Here is a 22802-nt window from a genome sequence, read left to right as displayed (position 1 = left end):
TAGAATTAATGTTTACAAGTGATCAAAAAAATTTCATCCAATCCAGAGGGAGTAACCTCCACAAAGTGGAACAACAAATTGCTGATTTCCAGACGGGATTTCCATTTTTGAATATTATCCGTCCGGCTACCATTGGAGACGGTATCATTCAGTTATCAGATCATCAAGTTCAGTCGTATCTTGAGCAATATGAATCACAGATATTGGGTAAGGATTTGCTGAAATTTGTACCGGCATCAGGTGCCGCAACCAGAATGTTCAAGGATCTGTTTGAATTCTTGGCCACAGGAGAGTTGAATAGTGCGACTGAAAATTTCATTAAAGAAATTAAGAAATTTGCTTTCTATCAGGAGTTGTCCGAGTGCTTAACAAAACAAGGTCAATCCATGGAAGAACTTTTAGAATCGGAGAACTATAAGCCAATCGTGAATGCCTTACTGGAATCAGAAGGTTTGAATTATGGTAGTCTGCCTAAAGGTCTTCTTTCGTTTCATTCCACTGCCGACGGAGCAAGGACACCAATGGAAGAGCATTTGGTAGAAGGGGCCAAATATGCAGTACAAAGTGATGGGAAAATAAGACTTCACTTTACAGTTTCACCTGAACATCAGGAGAGATTTCAAGAAAAATTGGCGAAAAAAGTAAGCGATTACCAGATGGCGTTCGGTGTTGAATATCAAGTATCTTTTTCGCAGCAGAAAAAGTCGACCGATACCATCGCTGTTGATTTATCCAACAAACCTTTTTTTGAAAACGGAGAGTTGCTATTTAGACCGGCTGGTCATGGGGCCCTTTTGGAAAACCTGAATGATCTTAGTGCCGATGTCATCTTTATTAAAAACATTGATAATGTAGTACCCGATCACCTTAAGGCCGATACTATTACTTACAAGAAAGCTTTGGCGAGTTTGCTAATCGATTTTCAAAATGATTCTTTTAATTGGCAACAAAGAATCGAACAGGGTAAAGATTGTCTGTCGGAGGCTTTGAATAAATTAAAATCAAAGTATGCGATCACACCGGATGTCCCAAATCTGGACACACTGAGCCAGTTTCTCAATCGACCTGTTCGCGTTTGCGGTATGGTAGAAAATACCGGTGAACCCGGGGGAGGTCCATTTTGGGTCAAAGACGAGGAAGAGATTTCGTTACAAATTGCAGAGACAGCGCAGATAGATCTAGCAGACTCTGAGCAGGAGCGCATTCTTAAACTGTCATCCCATTTCAATCCGGTCGACCTCGTATGCGGCGTGAGAGATTACAAAGGGAACAAATTTGAACTGCTCAAGTTCAGAAATGACAAAACAGGGTTTATCACCCATAAGTCAAGAAGTGGGAAAGAACTGAAAGCCATGGAGCTTCCCGGGTTATGGAATGGCGCTATGGCAGACTGGATTACATTATTTGTAGAGGTTCCTATTTCGACTTTCAATCCAGTGAAAACGGTAAATGATCTACTCAAACCAAGCCATCAATAAGACTTAACAATTTTTAACAGCAACATCCGACCGTTAAACCTTTTCTGGTTTTAAAACTTACCCAACTTGGATTAGTTTTGTTCGATTAGCATAGAACTATTATCGAAAATGGAAGCAACAGCAAGCATAGACAGCAAAAAGGAGCATCAGGAAAAAATTAAGCAGATATATACTGAAGTAAATAAGGTGGTAGTCGGGCAGGAGTACATGATCAATCGGTTGATGGTAGGTCTTTTCACTCAAGGTCATATTCTTTTGGAGGGAGTACCGGGGCTGGCAAAGACCTTAACAGTAAATACGTTGGCAAATGTGTTGCATCTGGATTTTAAGAGAATACAGTTCACCCCGGACTTGCTACCTGCGGATTTGTTGGGTACTATGATATACAATCAGAAAGCTTCTAATTTCGAGGTGAAAAAAGGACCCATATTTGCCAATTTAATTTTGGCTGATGAAGTCAACCGATCTCCGGCTAAGGTGCAATCAGCATTGCTTGAATCCATGCAAGAGAGGCAAGTGACCATTGGTGAAACAACATTCCAATTGGATCGGCCATTTCTGGTTTTAGCCACTCAAAACCCTGTCGATCAGGAAGGAACCTATCCCTTGCCGGAAGCACAGGTGGATAGATTTATGATGAAGGTACATGTGAGCTACCCATCTAAAGAGGACGAATTAGAAATCATGCGGCGCATGTCAAACATGACGTTCGATAGCAAGGTAGATACGATTCTTACGAAAGAAGATATTTTCGCGATTCGCAGCGAAATCAATAGTGTAAATCTTTCGGAATCGCTTGAGAAATATATCATTGAGTTGGTTTTCGCTACAAGGGATCCTGAGGCATACGGAATGAAAGAAGAAGCACACTACATCCAATTTGGAGCATCCCCAAGAGCATCGATCAATCTGAATCTGGCAGCAAAAGCCATAGCCTTTTTGGAAGGTCGTGATTTTGTGCTCCCGGAAGATATCAAAGAAGTAGCTCCGGATGTTCTCAACCATCGAATTATTCTCAACTATGAGGCTGAAGCTGATGGCATCACAACTCATGACATTATCAACACAATTTTAAATAAGGTAAATATCAGTATGGCGAAGTAGTCCCTAAGATAAAAATCTCAAAAAGAGCAACCTCAGCAATGTGGTTGCTCTTTTTAGTTTACGGCCTTCACATTTCCTTAACATTGATAAAATACAAATAACACATTACCGTATTCTTTTAACAGAAAGGTAACTACCGCTTGCTGCCTTGGTAATATGACTTTTACAGTTTTGCAATATCAAATTTTGAAAAAAACGAATATCAGAATATTTAAAAGCAAAAAAATGAAAAAGTTATTAGCACTACTATTTGTGTTTACTACCATGGGATTATTGATATCATGTGATGATGATGACCCAACTCCTGACCCAGACCCAACAGTAAATACAGATTTGAGCGGAGTCATTGAGGAGAATATGACCCTTACTGCTGATGAAATCTGGACAATTACAGGTAGAGTAATCGTTTCAGACGGAATTACCCTTACAATTGAGCCGGGAACTATTATTAAAGGAGCTCAGGGAGAAGGAACCAACGCATCTGTACTTATGATTGCAAGAGGCGGAAAAATTGATGCTCAGGGAACTGCAGACAAGCCGATCATTATGACTACTGCATTAGATGATATTGCTATTGGTCAGCTTCAGGGTACTACTTTGGGAGCTCCCGGAGACAAAGGTAAATGGGGTGGTCTTGTAGTCCTTGGAAAGGCACCGATCTCAGTAGATGGAGCTACTGAAGCCCAGATTGAAGGAGTGCCTGCTACTGAAACATTGGGATTGTATGGTGGAACTGATGCAACTGATAATTCAGGTACCATTCGTTATGTTTCAATCAGATATGGTGGAGCTGTAATTGATGCCGCAGAAGGGAAAGAAATAAATGGGCTAACTCTTGGTGGTGTAGGATCTGGAACCACCATCAGTCATGTCGAAGTTTTTGCCAATGTTGATGATGGTGTTGAGTTCTTCGGAGGATCTGTGAATGTATCTAATGTATTGGTTGCCTATCAGGGAGATGACGCAATAGATGTGGACCAAGCTTACTCTGGTACAGTGGATAACTTCATGCTCTTGCAAGATGAAGATTCTGACGAAGGATTGGAAATTGATGGCCCGGAAGGATCCGAAAATGCTGAAGGTGTCTTTGTTATCAAAAATGGAACAGTAAAGTATGTTGGAGCTGTTGCAAGCGAAACTGTCAGTGAGTCTAGTGCTGCGGACTTCAAGTCTAAGGCTCAGGGTACGATAACTAATGTACTGTTTAGCGGTTACTCTTCTGCTACTCTTAAATTCAGAGCTAGTTATACAGATGCCTGCACCATCGCTAAAACGGATGCATTTACTCATCTGACTGGTAACCCTGCAACCCTAACTTTCGCAACAACACAGTTTGATGCAGTAAAGGTGTATACCAAGTCCGTCGAGAACGAAGACGTTGCCGAGCCGGTAGGCTGCACAGTTTCTGCGAACGATCAATCGGCTGCTGAAGCTGCAGTAACTTCTGCTACCGCTACCGGAGCAGCAGATGCTAGTGCTTGGAGCACCTGGACGCTTAGTTCATTAAGAGAAGATATTTAAGATTCATTTTCTGAATATAAGGGCTCTGGCGGAAACGTCGGGGCCTTTTTTGTTATTACCATTTGCATCGTATAAAAGGCATTCAAATATATGAGATGCCAAAGGTCTACCAGGTATGTTATGTCAGTGTTACCAAAGACTTTTAATAGCTTGTTTTTTTAAACATTTCTTAAAACTACCACCATCATAAAGGAATACTGGGCATCTATTTTTGCACCAGAATTTATTATTTCAGAAGATGAAAAAGATATTAATTATTACAATATTGATTAGCGCATTTAGCGCTGTACAAGCTCAAGAAGGATTCCTAAGAGGAATTGTAATTGACGGTGAAACAGGTGAAGGACTATTGGGAGCTACCATTTCTCAGCAAGGAACAAGTAATGGAGTCCCGGCTGATTTCAGTGGAGGTTATTCACTAACACTCCCAGTTGGTGTTCATACCATCGAATATCGTTTTTTTTCCTACCAAACCAAGGTAGTAAGCGATATCGAAATCAAAGAGGGTGAGGTTACTTTACTTGACGTCACTTTAGGAGCTTCAACCACTGAATTGGCAGAAGTAGTAGTTACGGCAAAGACCATCAGAGACAACGAAGTGGCTTTACTGGCTGTTCAGAAAAAGTCTGCCAACACCATGGATGGTATTTCTGCACAGTCTTTCAAGAAAATAGGAGATGGTAACTTAGCTGGTGCCATGAAAAGAGTGACTGGAGTGGCCGTACAAGAGGGTAAGTATGTTTATGTAAGAGGTCTTGGGGATCGATACACCAAAACTACTTTAAATGGCATGAGCTTACCTGGTTTAGACCCCGATAGAAACGATGTGCAAATAGATATTTTTCCTACGTCGATTCTTGAAAATGTAATGGTGTTTAAAACTTTTACCCCTGACTTGGCGGGTGATTTTACCGGAGGAGTAGTTAATGTGGAGACCAAAGGTTTTCCAGAAGAAAAAACCACAAAAATTACACTTGGAGTAGGGTATAACCCTGATATGCACTTCAAAAGTGACTTTGTGACTTACGATGGAGGAAACACTGACTTCTTAGGCTTCGATGACGGTACAAGAAAGTTACCTTTCGATCCACAGACTGAAATCCCGGACGTTTCGCTTAGGGATCCGGAATTGGAGAATTTGACTAAGAGTTTCAATGGGCAAATGGCAGCAAAAAATAAGACCAGCTTTATGAATACAAAGTTTGCTATTAGTCATGGCAATCAAGTCAATAAGGGCAAATATGATATCGGTTATGGTGCAATCTTTAATTACCAAAACAATATAGAGTACTATCAGGATGCAGCCTTTGGTATTTATACTAAAGACCCAGACAAAGATGAAAATAGGCTATTTACACAAAAGACTCGGCAGGGACAATTAGGGACTAATAATGTTATGTGGAGTGCACTTTTGAATGGTGCAATCAAATTTGACAATCACGAGTTATTTGCTAGCTTTTTGAGAACTCAGAATGGTATTTCTCAGGCCTCTAAAAGACTAACTCGAGATGTAGAACAGACCAGTCAGGATTTGAACGATGATATCCTTACTTATACGCAGCGATCAGTTTCCAATATCATGATTGGCGGTAAACACAGTTTTGATAAGTTAAGTGTAAAGTGGAGTAATGCGCTTACGTTTGCAAGAACCTATGATCCGGACTTTAGAGTGACAAACATCGCTATCGTGCCTACTTCAATAGGTGGAGAAGGACATGTGAGATATTCGATTTCATCAGGAGATGGAGGTGGTATCAGGAGGTTTTATAGAGATCTCAACGAATGGAATGAAAACATCAAGGCTGATTTGACCTACGATCTTTCTGAAAAAAATAAGCTAAAAGGAGGATTTGAAGTGCTCTACAAGAGCAGGGTCTTTGACCTTCACAGTTACTTCATCAGAAGGGGGAGCGAAAACAATGTGGAAAATGATCCTAACTGGTTCTTACAAGATGATAATATTTGGTCGGCCACAAATCCTGATGGAACATATGTTTCAGGTGGATATGAAGCGGCTAATAACTATGAGGCTAAATCAAGTGTAATTGCTGCATATGCCATGTCTGATATGAAAGTGACAGAAAAATTGAGAGCCATCTATGGTGTGAGAGTAGAAAAGGCAGACATGTACTATACAGGCCATGATGTGGCTCGCGGGATTGAATATAATGATGAGCATACACTAAACGAAATCAATGTTCTACCTTCTTTAAATCTGGTTTATAGTGTTTCTGAAAATATGAACATTAGAACTGCTTACGGCAGAACCCTTGCCCGTCCATCTTTTAAAGAAAAATCCATTGCACAAATTTTAGATCCTATCAGTGGAATTTTCTTCAACGGTAATTTGGATTTGGAACAGACCAATATCAACAACTATGATTTGAGAGTAGAGAACTTTTTTGGAGCTGGTGATATGTTTTCTATCTCTGGTTTCTACAAATCTTTTGACGGTCACATCGAAATGGTAACCTATGATGTAGAGCGATCGAATGTTACACCTAGAAACTTAGGTTCAAGTTCCGTATTCGGCGTCGAGCTGGAGCTTAGGAAAAAGCTTATTAACGGATTTTCTGCAGGTACGAATCTGTCTTTTGCAAAGTCAAAGGTGGACACCAGGACAGTTATCGTAAATGACAATCTGGGTACTACCGAGTACGACTCACGTGTTAACAATGCAAGAAATGGGGAAACCATAGACACAGATCGGGCCATGGCCGGTCAGGCACCTTACTTGATCAATGCCTTTGTTAACTACGCCGATCAAGAGGGTAGAACAAATATAAGTTTGGCATACAATGTTCAGGGCGAGAATATTTCAATTGTGGGTATCGGAGCTACACCGGATGTTATTGTGAAACCATTCAATAGTTTAAACTTTAATGCCTACAGAGACTTTGGACCAAACGGGTCCTCCAGAGTAACTTTTGGAGTGAATAACATTTTAGCTGCAGAGAAGAAGTTTGTTTACCAAAATAATGGTACTGAGGCCACCTATTCTACTTTTAAACCTGGCAGAACCTTCTCATTAAAATATGCTTACACTTTTTAAGGTAAGATTAATCAAGAGAATAAAGGCAGCCAGACGGCTGCCTTTTTCATTTTATGAGCGTGAGTTCTTTTTTTAGTTTCACGAGCTGAGCTTGTTCATGATTTAGTTGGTTTTGTAACTTTTCAATTTTGCGGGTGTTAGTGGCCAACTTTTCAATAAACTTGTCTTTATCCTCTGGTTTTTTATCAATCCACTGCTGCAACTTACTGTTGCTAAGCAAGTATTTGTCCATTTCAATACTGATCTTTTGAGAAGTAGTTTCTTGCACTTCTATTTTATTTTGGATCAATCTTGTGAAATACCCGACCTTAAAATCCAATATCAAATGCCGAACCTTTGACTTAAGTTCATCAATCTGATTATCTGGGATTCCGTCAGTCGCAAGTGCTACACGAAGTGTTGATGACTTACTTTCTTTATTTTCTTTAAGTTGGGAGACAAATTTAAGAGGAGTATTCGAATTTCTCTTTTGAGCTGGGACCGTGAGTTCGAGGTGCGTCTTTTTGTTAAAAATAATGGTCCGTGAATTGACATAGCGCCACCATTCTTTTTTTACCTCCTTATAAGATTGATCGAACAGAGTAGAATAGCCTTGAAAACTTTCACCCCCAAGATTAAAATTGGCAGAACTTATTTTCAGGGAATAGCGCTGAGCACTAGATTTAGCAGGGAGCCATATAATTATGACTAAAACAAGACAACAGTGGAGAAGGCCTTTCATTTTGCAAATTGCGATTGGACTATTGATATTTTCGACTTTGCCACGAAGATAAAAACATTTGTACCAATCAATATTTCACCAAGTATGGAAATGACTGCCAAGAATAAGATATATAATCCACATTAAACCGTTGTTTTTCCATTATTGGATTATTTTTGCCCAGATACGCCGAAAAATTTTATCTTACAGAGATTAATAGTTTTCGGCCGCTATTCCATTAATAAGATTTATATTTAGTTACTACCTGAATAAATGAATAATAGCTCTTCTCTAATTGCTAAGGCCAAATACCAGTTTGATAATTATGTATCGAAGGGTACAATGACTCTTATCGGGGGACTGGGTCTTTTGTCCCTAATTCTTGTAATTATTCTGGCCATAATATTGGTTTCTACAGGTTTTGAAGTTGAAGTAGGCGAGAGTATAGGATATCCTGAGTCCTTGTGGCAGAACATGATTCATATGCTAGACCCTGGAACCTTGGGAAATACCACCGGTGGATGGCCTTTACGAGTGTATTTATTGGCTGTTACCTTAGTTGGTGTAGTTGTGCTCTCTACACTTATTGGTTTGGTATCCAATGGTATCCTGACCAAACTAGAAGACCTAAGAAAGGGTAGATCATTTGTAATTGAAAGAAATCATACGCTCATTCTCGGCTGGTCTTCCAAAATATTTACGATCATCTCAGAGCTGGTAGAAGCCAATGAGAACCTTAAAGAAGGTGTAATTGTAATCCTTGCTGAAAAGGATAAGGTTGAGATGGAAGACGAAATTCGATTGAAGGTAGGAAGTACCGCCAATACAAGAGTGATCTGCAGGACGGGTAGCCCTATTGATATAGATGACATATACATTGCCAATCCATTCAATTCTAAGTCTATTATTGTCCTTGATAAGGATAATGAGAATTCAGATTCTCAAATTATCAAGACTATTGTAGCCATAGTGACTAATCCCAATAGACGAGAGGAGCCTTATCACATTACGGCTGAGATTCAGGATAGTAAAAACTACGAGGTGGCCAAGATGGTTGGTCAGGATGAAGTGGAACTAATCTTGTCCGATGATTTTATTTCAAGAATCATGGTGCAAACCAGCCGTCAGTCCGGCCTGAGTGTGGTCTACATAGAGCTGATGGATTATGATGGAGATGAGATCTACTTTATAGAAGAACCGACATTAGTAGGTAAGACTTTCCGCGATATTATATTCGCCTATGAAGATTCGGCTATCATGGGCCTTCAGTTTGCCGATGGCACGGTGGCCATAAACCCTCCAATGGATACCGTTTTCAACCCAGGAGACCAGGTGATTGGAATTACTGAAGACGACGATACATTAGTACCATCGGGCCTCGCGAACTATGAGATAGAAGAATCCAGGTTGACTGTACGAAATGAAGAGGAGACCCATGAGGAGCAAATTCTTATCATTGGATGGAATGACCGTGCAAAGAATATCATCCGAGAATTGGATCATTATGCCCCCTTTGGTTCTACCGTAAAGGTGGTGTCTAAGTTTGAAGATCCGGTGACAGTCATTCAACGAATAAAACCGTCGTTGAAGAATCTAACAGTTGAATTTAAACGTGCTGAAACTACAGACAGAGAGACGCTCGAAAAACTGGATATTCCGAGTTACGACTATATTATTCTACTCTGTTACGAACAACACTTTCCTGTCCAAGAAGCGGATGCTCAAACACTAATCACATTGCTACATATAAGAAGCATTGCAGAGCGTACAGAGAAACATCTGAATCTGGTCAGTGAGATGATCGATATGAAAAATAGATTATTGGCTGATATCACGAGCGCAGATGACTTTATAGTAAGTGATAAACTCCTAAGTCTGCTTATGACTCAGGTATCAGAAAATAAGTTTTTGATGAGAGTTTTCGAAGATCTTTTTGATGCTGACGGATCTGAGATTTACATCAAACCTGCCACTGAATATGTGTCTATAGGTCAACCAGTTAATTTTTATACAGTTTTGGAGTCCGCCGCTCGCAAAAATGAAGTGGCGTTAGGTTACCGTATTCTTGCCAAGAGCAAGGATCCTAATGAGGCCTATGGAGTAGTTGTAAATCCGAAAAAATCGGAAATGATCAACCTTACCGTCCAAGATGAGATAATCGTATTATCAGAAGACTAAAATGTAGATTGCTTTTTTAGAGCAGAACGAATCTCACTTATAGCCCTCTTTCTATAAGATTCTTTATTTTGTTCATTAAGTGAAGACATTTGCTTCACGTAGTCCATTACATTGTTTTTCTGATCTGTGTCCAAAGACTTCACGCTCTGCATGATTTCTAAGACTGTTGCTAATTGATCCATTGCTGTAATATTTAGTGACCTATATTATAGAAATACTTAAATCAAATGTAGAGCCAATTTTTGTCGAAGTAAATACGGCTTTTACCTAAAATGAAAATTAGGTGAGATGCGAACTCTTCAGGCTCCTATTTACTTAAACGTCTACATGGACGTAGGAGTTCAAAGCTGATTTGATCTGTTGCAAAGCAGTCATTCGATATTCTTTGTTTGACTTATTAGGAATAGAGTATCTATTTTTAATGTATATGATCAAGTCTACCTGATCTTCCTTGTTCAGCGATCGCCAGGAATTCAGCAGGTCTGGTGTTGTTGGGTGCGTGTTCATATTTTTCTGTTTTTTGGTGTTTAATCAAAGGAACGAATTCACAGGTCAACAGTCGATTTATACAGATTATCATTATTTTAATAAATGATTACCATAGCATACAGCCGATATTGGTCTATTAGAATTTTAGTAGGCCGATAAAATATCAAAGTGGATGGTCAAAATATACTCGGGAATTAGCTAATATTGGCCTTGATTTTTAACCCAAAAGAATAATACCCATGTCAGAGAACATGACGAAGCATATAGATGCCTTTATGCAGAGCATAGAAGCACGAAATCCTGGAGAAAATGAATTTATCCAGGCAGTGAGAGAGGTTGCTGAAGTGATTATACCATTCAACGAAGAGCATCCAAAATACAAAGAGGCTAATATATTCGAACGAATGTGTGAGCCAGAGCGTGCCATTATTTTTCGTGTGCCATGGGTGGATGATCAAGGAATTAATAGAATAAATAGGGGTTTTAGAGTGCAAATGAACTCTGCGATTGGTCCATACAAGGGTGGACTTAGGTTTCATCCAACCGTGAATCTGAGCATTCTTAAGTTTTTGGCATTCGAACAGGTATTCAAAAATAGTCTGACCACTCTGCCATTGGGAGGAGGAAAAGGAGGTAGTGACTTTGATCCCAAAGGCAAATCGGATGCAGAAGTCATGCGTTTTTGCCAAAGCTTTATGACAGAATTGTCAAAACATATTGGTGGATTCACCGACGTACCGGCTGGAGATATCGGCGTTGGGGGAAGAGAGATTGGATTTATGCTTGGCCAGTATAAAAGGCTGAGAAATGAGTTTGCAGGAGTACTTACTGGCAAGGGACTTGAATATGGTGGAAGTCTGATCCGGACTGAAGCGACCGGATACGGCACCGTTTATTTTGCAGATGAAGTACTGAAGGCTCACGGTCATTCTATGAAAGATAAGATTTGTGCAGTTTCCGGAAGTGGCAACGTTGCGCAATACACGATTGAGAAGCTGTTGCACCTTGGAGCAAAGGCCGTAACTGTATCAGACTCTCAGGGGTATGTTTATGACCCTGAAGGTATCGATGAGGATAAATTGGCCTTTATTAAGGAATTGAAAAATAAAAAGAGAGGCCGTATCAAAGAGTACGTTGAGAAATATAAGAGCGCATCATTTCACAAGGACCTGACGCCTTGGAACGCTAAAGTGGATTTGGCCTTTCCATCTGCCACTCAGAATGAACTACCCGACCATGACATGCAGACCTTGATTGACAATGGTTGCATAGGTGTGTTTGAAGGAGCAAATATGCCAACTACAGAAGGTGCCTTATCCTTGATCAAAGCGCATAAAATAATGTTCAGTCCGGGTAAAGCGTCGAATGCCGGAGGTGTGGCTACATCTGGTTTGGAAATGACACAGAATAGCATTAGAATCAATTGGACACGCGAGGAGGTAGACACAAAGCTCAAAGAAATCATGAAGTCCATTCACGAAAACTGTGAAAAGTACGGGCGAATAGATGAAAACTTTGTGGACTATGTGAAAGGGGCGAATATCGCAGGTTACGTAAAGGTCGCTGACGCAATGCTGGCTCAGGGTCACGTATAATTTTGGACAATAATATTGATCCTGTTTGTTGTATGGGAAGAACCATTTATCTTTGACTCTCAATTTTAAATAGCGTTCGATATGTCTATGATAATTTTAATTGCTGTTTTATTTGTTGGTGCGGCTATTTGTCCATTTGTACTGCCAAATGAAAAAGTAAGCGATCACGAAAAAGACTGGGATACCTGGTAGGCCAGTCTTTTTTTGTATACCCATACTCATTTCCCCGGATTCTGTTTTGTGAATAATGACCCATTTTGAGTATCTTAATGATACGTTCCTCGTAAAAGGAATACTACGTTTATTTTAAGGTCTATGAAAATTCAAAATACCAAAGCACAAATCAGGCTACCACTTTTTCTATCCATCGCCATTGCGGCAGGCATATTCATCGGAGCAAATATGACCAGTTCCACAAAAAGTGGTTCCGACTTGGCTCAGTCACTTATTAAATTTCGGGAAATACTCAACTATGTTGACCGGAACTATGTCGATGAGGTAAAGACTGAAGATCTGGTAGAAAAGGCCATTACTGATATGCTTGAAGAGCTTGATCCGCATACGGCATATATACCGGTAGAGGAGCAGGAGTATAGCCGCTCTCAACTTGAAGGGAATTTTGATGGTATTGGTATTGAGTACAACATTTTCAGAGACACCATTTATGTAGTTTCGCCACTTAGTGGTGGCCCGTCAGAACGCGTAGGACTCCTCACGGGTGATAAAATTATCAAAGTGAATGAAGAGAACGTCGCAGGAATAGGGATCAAGACTCGGGGAGTTTTGGACAGATTGCGAGGGCCTAAAGGTACCCATGTTACTGTTTCTATTCTTAGAAAAAGCAGTGTGGATCTTCTGGATTTCGATATAGTAAGGGACAAAATCCCTCAATTTTCTGTAGATGCCTCCTACATGATTGATAATGAAATCGGATATATTAAGGTCAACAGATTTACAGCTACCACTTTTGAAGAGTTCAAACAGGCATTGGCCAAATTGGATGGTCAAGGGCTCCAAAAGCTGGTACTTGACTTAACGGGCAATCCCGGAGGGTATATGAATATGGCCATTCAGATGGCTGATGAATTTCTTCCTGGGGACCCGATGATCGTATTTACCAAGGGAAAAGAATTCAGATACAATCAAGAACACAAAGCGGGAAGAACCGGTATATTCGAAGATCGACCTCTGATCGTATTAATTGATGAAGGCAGTGCCTCTGCTTCAGAAATTGTATCTGGCGCCATTCAAGACAATGATCGAGGTTTGGTGGTTGGAAGAAGGTCCTTTGGCAAAGGCCTTGTACAAATGCCAATTGATCTTTCTGATGGTTCAGAACTAAGATTGACTATATCAAGATATTACACTCCGAGTGGCAGATCCATTCAGCGCTCTTATGAAGGCGGAAAAGAGGACTATTACAGCGATATTTATAATCGCTACAACTCTGGAGAAATGTACAATGCTGACAGTATTCACCAAAATGATTCTTTAAAATACGCAACAGCTAAAGGTAGAACCGTATATGGAGGAGGTGGAATCATGCCAGATTATTTCATTCCGGTGGACACTACTGGCAATTCGGTTTACCTCAATCGCCTTTTCACCACTAACGCCATCAGGGAGTACTCATTAACTTATTCTGACTCTAATAGAGATAAGCTGGAAGGCAATGGTTTTGAGACGTACTTTGCTGATTTTGAAGTGAACGATAAAATGCTCAAAGAGCTAATAGCTGTAGCCAAAGAAAGTGGGTTGCCATTTAACAAAGCGCAGTTCAATCATTCTAAAGACTTGATTAAACTCTACCTTAAAGCCCAGATAGCTAGAGGAATTTGGAACAACGACGGCTTTTATCCTATCTACAACCAATCGAATGAAATCTATATGCAGGCCATCCAACTTTTTGATCAAGCAGAGGCAATAGTTACAAGAAGTAACTAAAAAAGTCAAATTCTATAGATGAGAGCCATTATTTTATCAAGGGCATAAAATATCAAAGCCAGAAAGAAAACATTCAGGTGAATGCCAAAAATAAAAAATATGAGCAACGACAATAGTGTGAGTAAAATTAGATAACTCATAAATCCGGCCAGATAGTTGGCAATCCTGACAGCACCGAAATGTTTGGTTAATTGATTTTCCATATAATCTCCATCAACAAATACCATGTAACTAAGGTAGAGGTAAGTGGCAAAAACAAGAATAAAAAACCAAAGATTGACATAAGTATCACCAGCCTGAATCGTTAGATAGGCATTGAGTAGGATGAGTGGGCCTGAAGTGATTTCGAATAGGGTTTCATGCATGTCAGCTTCAAAAAAATCGCCAATAACTACAATTTTTCCTGCCACGAATTCCTGTATGTCAGCCTCCTCCAGATACATCAATTCACCCAAATTGACAGGGTTGAATCCAGCTTCCATGTTTTCAATGTCTTTTTGCAATAGCCTGTAGTTCATAATGAAATTATTCGGCGTCCAATAGTCTCCAATTTTCACAAAAGGGCCATAAGTATTTGAGAGTTTACCAGACAGATCGTCATGGATGATGAGTGGAGTGAGTTTGAGCGAATCATTGTAAATCAATTGATATTTATAAACACCGTCGAAAACACTACCAACTACATAATCTGATAGTCCTTTGTTGATATGATTGAATATGGGGTTTTCTGCCTCATCTGAGGCATTCAAATGGTAGGAGATAATGAGGTTATCAAATTGAGACAAGGCAACACCTAGTTCAAAATCAAAAGCAGTAGAATCCAGGAAATGAATATCACAGATGATATACTTTGGAGGCCGTTCTGATTGGCTTATTATATTCAGAATTGTTCCTAACTTCTGACGATCAGTAATGGCTCGTTGGCCAACGGGGAAACCGAAATCATCCAGTCGGTCAATCAGTTGCAGGTCGTAGGATGTGTTGATAAGGGCAAAATCTTCCGAAGCAGGCATTTCACGATTGCTAAACTTCAGTGCAGAGGTTCCCCAAATTAGGAGTTTCTCATCTCCCGCTAACCAGGGAAGGCTCATAAAGTAGAAGGTGAGAATTATCATTGCGATAGCATTGAGAACAATGCCAGTCCATAACAAAATCCGTTTTTTCGGCATCAGTTCAAAGTTTGAAGGGCAATCTGGATTTGCTTGGCATCACACTTGCCGTACATGCTGGTCAATATATCCTGAATGGCAGCGATTTGTTCTTCCTCGCTCATCTCACCTAGCAATTTTTTTATTGCGCCGAGATTCTCGCTGCTAACCAACACAAGATCTAACGTCGTAATTTCTGTGGACTCTTGCTTGTCGCTATTATAATAGAACAATTTGGTTTCTGAGGTTTCTGATGGGTCTATCGGAATATCATCTACGGCATAGAAAGATTTGGCATCAATAACCAATTGACCATTTATGACATCCAACTTTTTATTGATGCTTTCCTGGTTGAACAGATAGCTGGCATAAAAAAAGTGCACTGCATCAGTAGGATAGGAATTAGGTGAAATAGCTACTTCATAAGTGCCATTGATTATCGCCACTGGCCCTTCTCCAAACTTCTTTACAAAATCCATTTGGTTATTTATTCCTCCGGAGCGGGTACTCATCTTCCCTCTTGCCGGAGCCAATACTGAAGCCAGAGTATAGGCGAAGTCTCCACTTTGGTTTTGAGAGTCTTGTTGTTGAATAACGTAGCGCCCACGGGACGAACTCAGCGCCGCAGCCCTGGCATTTGGTGTTTCAAATTTAAGCTTTGAGCTCTCGGCTAGCTTCGCTCCTGGCCGGAGATAGGTGTTGGTACTACTGTCATGGATTTTCCCAATAACATGAATGATGGTATAAGTTTGAGCTTTTGCTCCCTGAAATGATAGTAGTAATAAAAGTAGGAATGTACGCATGGCGGTCTGTTAGTAGATTCTAAAGTCATTTTTAATATTTTCCTCACGCGAAGTAGGCACTTGGTTGCCCTTGCTTTTTTTGATGACCTGTTCGCTTACCCATGCCCTCATTTCTGAGATGGTGTAGCTTCGATCTCTATCTCTATCAGCTCTTCTTGTGGTAATTCCTTCGATGAAACTGCCAGTAAACAGTCCGTTAGCCGAGTTTATTCCTTCAGCAGCGAACTCAGTACCACCGGCGGCTGAAATAACGGTAGCTCCAGTGCCTTTCTTTAAATCCCCAAAAAGTGATTTGGATAGTTCTAACGTATTTTGCAGTCCAAAGCTATTATCCTTTAGCTTTACGATGTTTCCAGCTGACCTGAAGGCCACTGCGCCACTTTTTTTGGAGGAAGCTGTAACGGTCTCCACATCGTCCTCATCCAGCTCACCAGAATGGCAAGTGTCCATGAGCAGAATTTTATTCCTGCAAGGAATTCCATCAATGAGCGACTCGATTTGATCATAGGACAACCCACCGTCTCCCGGATTGTTGAAATCCATATTCGTAGTGGCAAAAAAGTAGTTATAGTCCTTGTCCAGAACTCCGTGGCCAGCGATAAAAATGGCAACTACATCATCCACTTTGGCCTGGGCAAGAAAGGGTTCCAAGGACAATATGTTGCTATCTGTGGATTCCGTGTTCACGATCAGTTTGCTATGAACTTGCTTATAGGCACTGGATTTCTTCAAAGTATTGGACAAGTCTTCGGCGTCTTTAGCAGCAAAGGCCAGATTGTAGTCTGACTGTTGGTAGTTTGAGACACCGATGGCGACCAGATACAGGTCAGGCTTGTCATATGGAGCTGTGTACTGAATTTCGAATTTTTCAGGTAATGATTCCTGACCTCTTGTATTTGTTGCAGTTACTTTAATTTCATTGAGACCGGTACCAAGGTCAAAGGATAAGGTTTGATTAATATTCATGCCGGTAGAAACAGCGTATCCCTTTGAGCCGTAAACGGGAACATCATTGACGTAGACCTGAATTTTTTTGATAGGATGATTTTTGTCCCGGGCTTTAATTTGAAGCTCTAGTGTCCTTTGATCAGTTTCTAGTGGAATATTGCTGAAATCAACAGTGACTTCGGGTAGTTTAAAACTACTGCTCAATTCGTTTTCTGAAAAGCCAAGACGTTTGAGCCTGCGTTCATATGCGGCCTTGTATGAAGCCACTAGTTTTTTTGGAGCGTAGCCCAAACGGTCGACGACGATATCAGGGCGATTGTATTTCAGTTCAAGTTGTTCGAATGGAAGTATTTGATTGTTTGCTTTAAAGGCAATGGCCCTGGCAGCAGCTTTCGATGATGTGTAGTAGTAATCAGGGGTATAGGTGATAAAGTTATTATTGTCAATCAATGCCATACTCACAGTCCGTTTTTGACTGGGCAGATGATATACTACAATTTCGCCGTTTTCATTTGTCGTAATTAGCAATTGATTATCCTGACTAAAGACGGCGTCTGTGATACGACCACTTTGAGTATCACTCATATAATTGGTATTACTTTTTTGCACGGTCAGATCATAGTCAGACCAGCTAACACTATATCCTTGATACTGATATTTGTCTTCCAGCGAGGTGTAATCACCTTTGATTTTCTTTTTAGCTTTGGATTCGCTGATAGACCAGATTTTTGCTTCTCCATTGGCCGTTGCTGCAAAAACCTGGTCATCATTATCCGGATCATATTTTACCCAGGTGGTTTGTTTTTTTGATTCTAAAAATGAGCGAAGTTGACGACCGGTACCGAAATTCCACATCTTGAAAAACTCGGTGTTGACGGCAGCCGTAAGGAAGGTTTTTCCATCGTCAGAAATGTCAATGCTGCAAACATCTGATGAACGTTCAAATGTTCGGATCAACTGCCCTGTAGTTATATCCCAAAGTGTCAGATCCCGATCTTGAGACCCGACCAAGATATGTTTGCCATTGGGCATGATGTCCACTGCAAGTGCGGGTTGGACGTAGCCTTCGAGGTCACGGATTTTTCTTCCACTTTTATAGTCAAATAGCTTCAGTTTTCTTTGGTCGTCAGCTGTTACTATGGTGTGATAATCTGGCGACAGCTCCATCCAGCTTGTGTTTTTGGTTAAATTAGGGATTTCTTTGACCACCGGAGGAATGTACTGTGTCGCTTCTTTATAACCTGCCTCTGGGAAGTTGGCATAGTCATATACCTTTAATGCATACTTTTCATTGACAATGACTTTCGTTTGATCCTGGTTGAACATAGCTACGGCGCGAGCATTGTTGACCGTCCACCGGATTGGCTTGGATACTTCGCCAAACTGGTTTCGATCTTCTGTCAGTTCTATGATGGATACGCTGGCACTTCCATTTTCTTTTTCATCTCCTTTGGCTTGAGTAAAAGGAACATACATGTTTTGCGAGAGTAAAATCCTTTCACCATCATCTGAAAATTCGATATTGCTGTATGTCATGACGAATATGGTTGTCATTCCCTTTCCGATGTTTCCTTTCGCAATGTTTTCGGCAACGGCAAAACCGGTCATGATTGCTTTTGTATAAGCCAATGCAGCACCGGATCCTTTCACATGATTCAGAGCGTCGTCTATAATTTTTCCCTTTTCCAGGTCGATGAGTAGCACTTCTACGCCGTTGCTTTTATTACCTCCACTTACAATTCTCTTGCTATCCGGGGAAATACCGAAATTTGTAATGGGCGCACTAAACCCTGATATGGTTTTGATCGTGTCTCCCTCCAAACTCCATACTTTTAGTATTTTATCTTCTCCTCCCGAAACTATAGTCTGGCCGTCGTCGGTTAATTTGGCTACATTAATTGGCCCTTGATGTGCATTGATTTCTTTGATTACGCTACCATCGCTGGCATCCCATATAATCAGCTTTCCCTCTTGATCTCCTGAGATGAGGTGCTTGCCATTTTTAGAAAGTTCTATACAGTTAATGCCCGAAGTATGAGCGTTGAAAGTATTGATGTCTATTCCTGTACGAACATCCCACATTTTGATTGATTTGTCACTACTGGCAGAATAGATGTACTTTCCGTCCCTGGAGTATTTCACCATGGATATGGCATCCGTATGACCTTGTCTTATGATCAGTTTTGTGTCTTGAGCAGAGATTTGGAAATAGAAGATGCATATAACCAAGGGAAGTAATCGACGCATAACGAAGGGGTTTGAAATCAAGACTGTCCCGAACATTGCCGGAGACAGTCTTTGATCAAGAATTGAACTTTATAGGCTGAAGCTTATGATCTGTTTTTTGTCGGCTTTGAAAAAAACTTGACCAGAAAGAGGATCAAAGTCATAAATAGGCTCCTTGTCTCCTAATAAAAGGGTACCTAGTTCTTCGCCTGTAGTTTTATCTACTTTGACCAAACCAGAACTTTTAGCTTGTCCCCCAGCGCCTACTCTGGAAAGAATCATTTTTATGTCACCTTTGGACTTGGAAGCTGTAAAAAGCTTTTTCGCCTCGTCACCTAGCATGCCTGCACCTTTGGCAAGATCTTGAGCTTGCTGCGCATACATTTTACTGTAGTAGGTGTCACCACCATATGGACTTTTGTGTCTGGCTGATTCCATTGAGGCACTTGCTGCCATGGCCACCATAGCTACTTGTCCTACGCGTAAGGCGATTTTTGCGGCCATACTCATACCGGGCGCAGCCCAGTACTTTTTCCATCTAAGTGACCCATCAGTTTCGAACATAAATAGATTCTGACTCGAACTGATCAGGTAGCCACCATCCACCAATTCGATATTTCCTGGCTCCTCGTCTCCCTGAAACTGTTTGTCCAAATTGCCTACAAGTACACTATAATCTCCGGAGAAGAGGTCTACTTCATACAAATCACCATCAATATACATCAACTCTCTACCCAACGCTGCTTGATACCGTACACTCGGTACGTCTAACATACCTTTTTTGTCCCATATCTTTTTTCCGTCGTATTGAATTACTCCTAACCTTCCTTTAGCATCTGAATACATGATACCGTTTCCAACAATACGGTCTATGTTAATACCTGAAATCTTCTCATCCCATTTGGCATTTCCAGTTTCAGGGTCTAGCAGTACTAGCCTTTTTGCTTTTTGAGTAACAGCAATGCCCTTATCTCCCAAGTCGATTACTGTGCCATCTACTTTTTTGATTTTCCATTTTTCGGCACCTGACTTAAGGTCGTACAGTCTTAGGTTAGTGTCATCTTTTGTTACTACACCATAGCTCATGGCGGTAAGAGAGGGTACATTTTTAAGTTTCAGTTCTTGCTCCCAAAACTTCTTGCCCGAGGCCATGTCTACGGCTGAAAGCGTACCGCTATTCTTTTTCTTTTCAAAGAAATAGCCAGTAGTTAAATCCAGGCTTAGGTCAAATTTCTCGAATGTTTGATTTTTCAATGAAGTATTGTACTCCCATTTGATTTTTCCGGTCCTTGCTTCCAATCTGGCGATTTTAAACTTACCTGGCAGGATGATGTCTTCTCCTACTACAAAAGGAAAGTTTTCACTAGAAATTGCGTCACTCTCCCAAATAACCTTAGCGCTTGGCAATTCTACCATTTTTGTCATTTGGTACCACGGTGTGCCCTTTGCGGTAATATCTTGCCAAACTGCTGAAATGATAACCATTCTCAATTCTGGAATGTAGCCGGTCCCATTGTAATTGAATGTAGTGATTTGCTTTCCCAAAAATTTTGTTATCGGCATTTCAGCTTTTCGAGGACTCATTACCTCTTCACCGGTTTGGATATTGATAACCGCATAATTTTTGAGGGTGATGTTGTCCGTATATTTGACTTCTATAAAATCACCCATTTCCGGATATTCGGCATCTTCAATGATATTTACGAATTGTTCAAACAGCGCTTGAGGCTCTTGTTTTTTGCCATCTGCACCTTTTACAGCCTTGGCTGATTTTAAAATGTCGTTACTCCATATTTTATTGCCGTCTCTCGAATCGATGCCATGGAGTCCCATGTCATTGGTACCGATCAGAAGTATACCAGATTCTGTAATCTGATTCCAGGCAATTTCTTTTTCAAAATCCAGCTGCCAAAGAGCATCTTGCCCTTGAGAGGTGCCTGATATGGCTAACGTGCAGAGTAGTAAAATTCCATATTTTAGACTGTACATTTTCATAGTAGTTCCAATTTTAGATTGTTTTAAAAAATAAAATTAGAGCCAGAAATGAACGGTATCAATCCGTATTGCTAGGTATATTCAAAACTCAGATGGGAATTATTAAAGAATAAATTCTACTTGAGCTTCCTTTTGTCCAACATGTGCATAGGTGTGCTCGATGAACTGGGTCTTTTGCTGATTTTTTAGTAGTACCGTAGAGCACCGGGTCCCATAAGTTTCTGTGGATATGTACATGGCGGAGAGGGCACGTTCCCATTCTAGGGGGACACCTGTTTGAGGCAGCATTTCATCAGGGGCTAGGGTTGTATTTTGGATGAGCCGTAGAAGCTCTTTTGCATTGGGTTCTGGATGATCTAGCGAACCCCGCAAATCTGATTTTCCTTTGACAACCTTTGGCCAGGGGTCGTTCAAAAGTGCATTGCTTAGACCGTAAACTCCAGGGGCCAATGATTCAATCTTGTGATTCACGCTGTTGTAATACCAAAGTGACCGCTCATCTCCAACCAATAGATTAAATCCATTATAAGGTATTTTTTTTGACCGAAGACCTGTTAAGTAATTTTGCGGATCAATAGTTGAGGTTAAATAGTCCTTCGTCAGCTGTCCTCTTGATGGTGCTTTCGGATCTATGTTGGCAGGATCTCTGTAATTCGTAAGTGCCGCAAATCTTGCCGATTTTGTCACACCAAGCCAGGTTCCTCCGGCGGTAAGATCCTTACCAGCAATGAGTTCTGGTTGTTCTTGCCAAATTTGCGCAGGTGCGGTTGGGCGGTTGAAGAACTCATCCCGGTTCGCCACTAATATCAAATCATGTTTTGGGTGAACTTTCCAAGCGAATAAAATCAGACACATGAACTTTGTTTTTTTACTCAAACATAAAAAAGGCTCCAAAAATTCAGAGCCTCCATCTTTCATTTCGTCTTCTCTATCTGAAATCGATCACCTCGGCATTGGGGTATTTGCTTTGGTCATATGTGAAAATATTTTCGGAGATGCTGCTGTCTTCATTGAACTTCAGTACTTTGTACAAATAACGACTACCAGATTTGTCAAATACTTTGAAACTTTTCAGCTCCTTATTGCTTGAAGCGATCTCCATCCTAATCTTAAAATAATCCTTTTCACGATCCTCGGGAACTAAATCTATCACATCGATTGAACCATTATTTTTGGACTCTGTGTAGACATACTTATATCCAGATTTATATATGTCGAAGATATTGGAAAGTGAAATCTCTTCTTCTTCAGGGTCATAAGTAGAGATAGTCATTTCATTTTCTTCTTTCAGGAATGTGTATATGTCAACCCCATCAAAAATTACTTCTTGCTCATCCATGATAAGCTTATATTTTTCACCTCGGACTAAGATAGTTCCCTTGAATCCCTCGTCTATTTCATCACCATCATCTTCCATGGTATAGGAAAACTCTGCTCTGAAAGCCGGAATATTTTGATACTTCGTGCTCATGGCATCAAGAACGGCCTTAGCAGCAGGGTCTTTTTGTGCAATGGCCTGGGTAAGTAGTGCAATGCTGAGTATAAATAGGAATTGAATCGACTTCATAAGCGTATTGTTTTTGATTACGGTTGAGAAATGATGGACAAATTGCACATTTCA

Annotated in this window: 16 protein-coding genes; 7 read left to right on the top strand and 9 right to left on the bottom strand. The window is 40.5% G+C overall.

Translation table 11 applies throughout. The features are described from left to right. Positions 1–8: 8 nt before the first annotated feature. The 4 genes from ABJD64_RS15760 (at position 9) to ABJD64_RS15745 (ending at position 7155) form a co-directional block, all read left to right on the top strand. Positions 9–1478 (top strand): DUF4301 family protein, encoded by a 1470-nt coding sequence (locus ABJD64_RS15760; protein ID WP_348183225.1) that lies wholly within the window; start codon positions 9–11, stop codon positions 1476–1478. A 108-nt stretch (positions 1479–1586) separates the two neighbouring features. Next, complete coding sequence (locus tag ABJD64_RS15755) at positions 1587–2582, top strand: MoxR family ATPase (protein WP_348183223.1); 996 nt, start codon at positions 1587–1589, stop codon at positions 2580–2582. Positions 2583–2807: 225 nt separating this feature from the next. After that, positions 2808–4103 carry a hypothetical protein gene (locus ABJD64_RS15750; protein ID WP_348183221.1) on the top strand — a complete coding sequence of 432 codons (1296 nt, stop codon included), beginning with the start codon at positions 2808–2810 and terminating at the stop codon, positions 4101–4103. A 238-nt stretch (positions 4104–4341) separates the two neighbouring features. Continuing rightward, positions 4342–7155 carry a TonB-dependent receptor gene (locus ABJD64_RS15745; RefSeq protein ID WP_348183220.1) on the top strand — a complete coding sequence of 938 codons (2814 nt, stop codon included), beginning with the start codon at positions 4342–4344 and terminating at the stop codon, positions 7153–7155. A gap of 46 nt (positions 7156–7201) precedes the next feature. Here ABJD64_RS15745 and ABJD64_RS15740 read toward each other — a convergent pair whose 3' ends face one another. After that, the gene (locus ABJD64_RS15740; protein WP_348183218.1) at positions 7202–7876 is read right to left on the bottom strand and encodes a hypothetical protein; all 675 of its coding nucleotides are present in this window, start codon (positions 7874–7876) and stop codon (positions 7202–7204) included. A gap of 252 nt (positions 7877–8128) precedes the next feature. Between ABJD64_RS15740 and ABJD64_RS15735 the strand changes: the two genes are divergently transcribed. Further along, positions 8129–10033, top strand: a complete 1905-nt coding sequence (locus ABJD64_RS15735) for a hypothetical protein (RefSeq protein ID WP_348183216.1) — start codon at positions 8129–8131, stop codon at positions 10031–10033. On the opposite strand, the gene ABJD64_RS15730 is transcribed toward ABJD64_RS15735, so the two are convergent. After that, positions 10030–10215, bottom strand: a complete 186-nt coding sequence (locus ABJD64_RS15730) for a hypothetical protein (protein WP_348183214.1) — start codon at positions 10213–10215, stop codon at positions 10030–10032. The two genes, ABJD64_RS15735 and ABJD64_RS15730, sit on opposite strands and share 4 nt — an antisense overlap. A gap of 133 nt (positions 10216–10348) precedes the next feature. Then, on the bottom strand, positions 10349–10540 hold the full coding sequence (locus ABJD64_RS15725; protein ID WP_348183212.1) for a hypothetical protein: 192 nt from the start codon (positions 10538–10540) through the stop codon (positions 10349–10351). A gap of 221 nt (positions 10541–10761) precedes the next feature. Between ABJD64_RS15725 and gdhA the strand changes: the two genes are divergently transcribed. After that, positions 10762–12117, top strand: a complete 1356-nt coding sequence (gene gdhA, locus ABJD64_RS15720) for an NADP-specific glutamate dehydrogenase (protein ID WP_348183210.1) — start codon at positions 10762–10764, stop codon at positions 12115–12117. 315 nt (positions 12118–12432) lie between these two features. Further along, positions 12433–14061, top strand: coding sequence for a S41 family peptidase (locus ABJD64_RS15715; RefSeq protein ID WP_348183208.1), 1629 nt, complete (start codon positions 12433–12435; stop codon positions 14059–14061). Between the two features lie 5 nt (positions 14062–14066). Here ABJD64_RS15715 and ABJD64_RS15710 read toward each other — a convergent pair whose 3' ends face one another. The 6 genes from ABJD64_RS15710 to ABJD64_RS15685 all read right to left on the bottom strand — a co-directional run bounded on the left by ABJD64_RS15710 (position 14067) and on the right by ABJD64_RS15685 (position 22748). Next, positions 14067–15230, bottom strand: coding sequence for a hypothetical protein (locus ABJD64_RS15710; RefSeq protein WP_348183206.1), 1164 nt, complete (start codon positions 15228–15230; stop codon positions 14067–14069). After that, positions 15230–16012 carry a hypothetical protein gene (locus ABJD64_RS15705; RefSeq protein WP_348183204.1) on the bottom strand — a complete coding sequence of 261 codons (783 nt, stop codon included), beginning with the start codon at positions 16010–16012 and terminating at the stop codon, positions 15230–15232. The genes ABJD64_RS15710 and ABJD64_RS15705 overlap by 1 nt, the downstream gene beginning before the upstream one ends. A 9-nt stretch (positions 16013–16021) precedes the next feature. After that, entirely contained in the window at positions 16022–19207 is a 3186-nt protein-coding gene (locus tag ABJD64_RS15700) for a caspase family protein (RefSeq protein WP_348183202.1), read from the bottom strand. A 69-nt stretch (positions 19208–19276) separates the two neighbouring features. Further along, positions 19277–21181: a PQQ-binding-like beta-propeller repeat protein gene (locus ABJD64_RS15695; RefSeq protein WP_348183200.1), complete on the bottom strand. Its 1905-nt coding sequence runs from the start codon at positions 21179–21181 to the stop codon at positions 19277–19279. Between the two features lie 102 nt (positions 21182–21283). Continuing rightward, positions 21284–22036, bottom strand: coding sequence for an NRDE family protein (locus tag ABJD64_RS15690; protein ID WP_348183198.1), 753 nt, complete (start codon positions 22034–22036; stop codon positions 21284–21286). 73 nt (positions 22037–22109) lie between these two features. Then, positions 22110–22748 (bottom strand): outer membrane lipoprotein carrier protein LolA, encoded by a 639-nt coding sequence (locus ABJD64_RS15685; protein WP_348183196.1) that lies wholly within the window; start codon positions 22746–22748, stop codon positions 22110–22112. Between the last annotated feature and the right edge of the window lie 54 nt (positions 22749–22802).

Source organism: Reichenbachiella sp., assembly GCF_039944555.1.
Lineage (GTDB): Bacteria > Bacteroidota > Bacteroidia > Cytophagales > Cyclobacteriaceae > Reichenbachiella.
The sequence above is the reverse complement of the archived record's forward strand: the minus strand, read 5'-3'. Positions and strand labels throughout refer to the sequence as shown.

Excerpts from the sequence above, each read along its gene's own strand:
- ABJD64_RS15760 (WP_348183225.1), top strand. The coding sequence starts at position 9 with ATGTTTACAAGTGATCAAAAAAATTTCATCCAATCCAGAGGGAGTAAC.
- ABJD64_RS15755 (WP_348183223.1), top strand. The coding sequence starts at position 1,587 with ATGGAAGCAACAGCAAGCATAGACAGCAAAAAGGAGCATCAGGAAAAA.
- ABJD64_RS15750 (WP_348183221.1), top strand. The coding sequence starts at position 2,808 with ATGAAAAAGTTATTAGCACTACTATTTGTGTTTACTACCATGGGATTA.
- ABJD64_RS15745 (WP_348183220.1), top strand. The coding sequence starts at position 4,342 with ATGAAAAAGATATTAATTATTACAATATTGATTAGCGCATTTAGCGCT.
- ABJD64_RS15740 (WP_348183218.1), bottom strand. The coding sequence starts at position 7,876 with ATGAAAGGCCTTCTCCACTGTTGTCTTGTTTTAGTCATAATTATATGG.
- ABJD64_RS15735 (WP_348183216.1), top strand. The coding sequence starts at position 8,129 with ATGAATAATAGCTCTTCTCTAATTGCTAAGGCCAAATACCAGTTTGAT.
- ABJD64_RS15730 (WP_348183214.1), bottom strand. The coding sequence starts at position 10,215 with ATGGATCAATTAGCAACAGTCTTAGAAATCATGCAGAGCGTGAAGTCT.
- ABJD64_RS15725 (WP_348183212.1), bottom strand. The coding sequence starts at position 10,540 with ATGAACACGCACCCAACAACACCAGACCTGCTGAATTCCTGGCGATCG.
- gdhA (WP_348183210.1), top strand. The coding sequence starts at position 10,762 with ATGTCAGAGAACATGACGAAGCATATAGATGCCTTTATGCAGAGCATA.
- ABJD64_RS15715 (WP_348183208.1), top strand. The coding sequence starts at position 12,433 with ATGAAAATTCAAAATACCAAAGCACAAATCAGGCTACCACTTTTTCTA.
- ABJD64_RS15710 (WP_348183206.1), bottom strand. The coding sequence starts at position 15,230 with ATGCCGAAAAAACGGATTTTGTTATGGACTGGCATTGTTCTCAATGCT.
- ABJD64_RS15705 (WP_348183204.1), bottom strand. The coding sequence starts at position 16,012 with ATGCGTACATTCCTACTTTTATTACTACTATCATTTCAGGGAGCAAAA.
- ABJD64_RS15700 (WP_348183202.1), bottom strand. The coding sequence starts at position 19,207 with ATGCGTCGATTACTTCCCTTGGTTATATGCATCTTCTATTTCCAAATC.
- ABJD64_RS15695 (WP_348183200.1), bottom strand. The coding sequence starts at position 21,181 with ATGAAAATGTACAGTCTAAAATATGGAATTTTACTACTCTGCACGTTA.
- ABJD64_RS15690 (WP_348183198.1), bottom strand. The coding sequence starts at position 22,036 with ATGTGTCTGATTTTATTCGCTTGGAAAGTTCACCCAAAACATGATTTG.
- ABJD64_RS15685 (WP_348183196.1), bottom strand. The coding sequence starts at position 22,748 with ATGAAGTCGATTCAATTCCTATTTATACTCAGCATTGCACTACTTACC.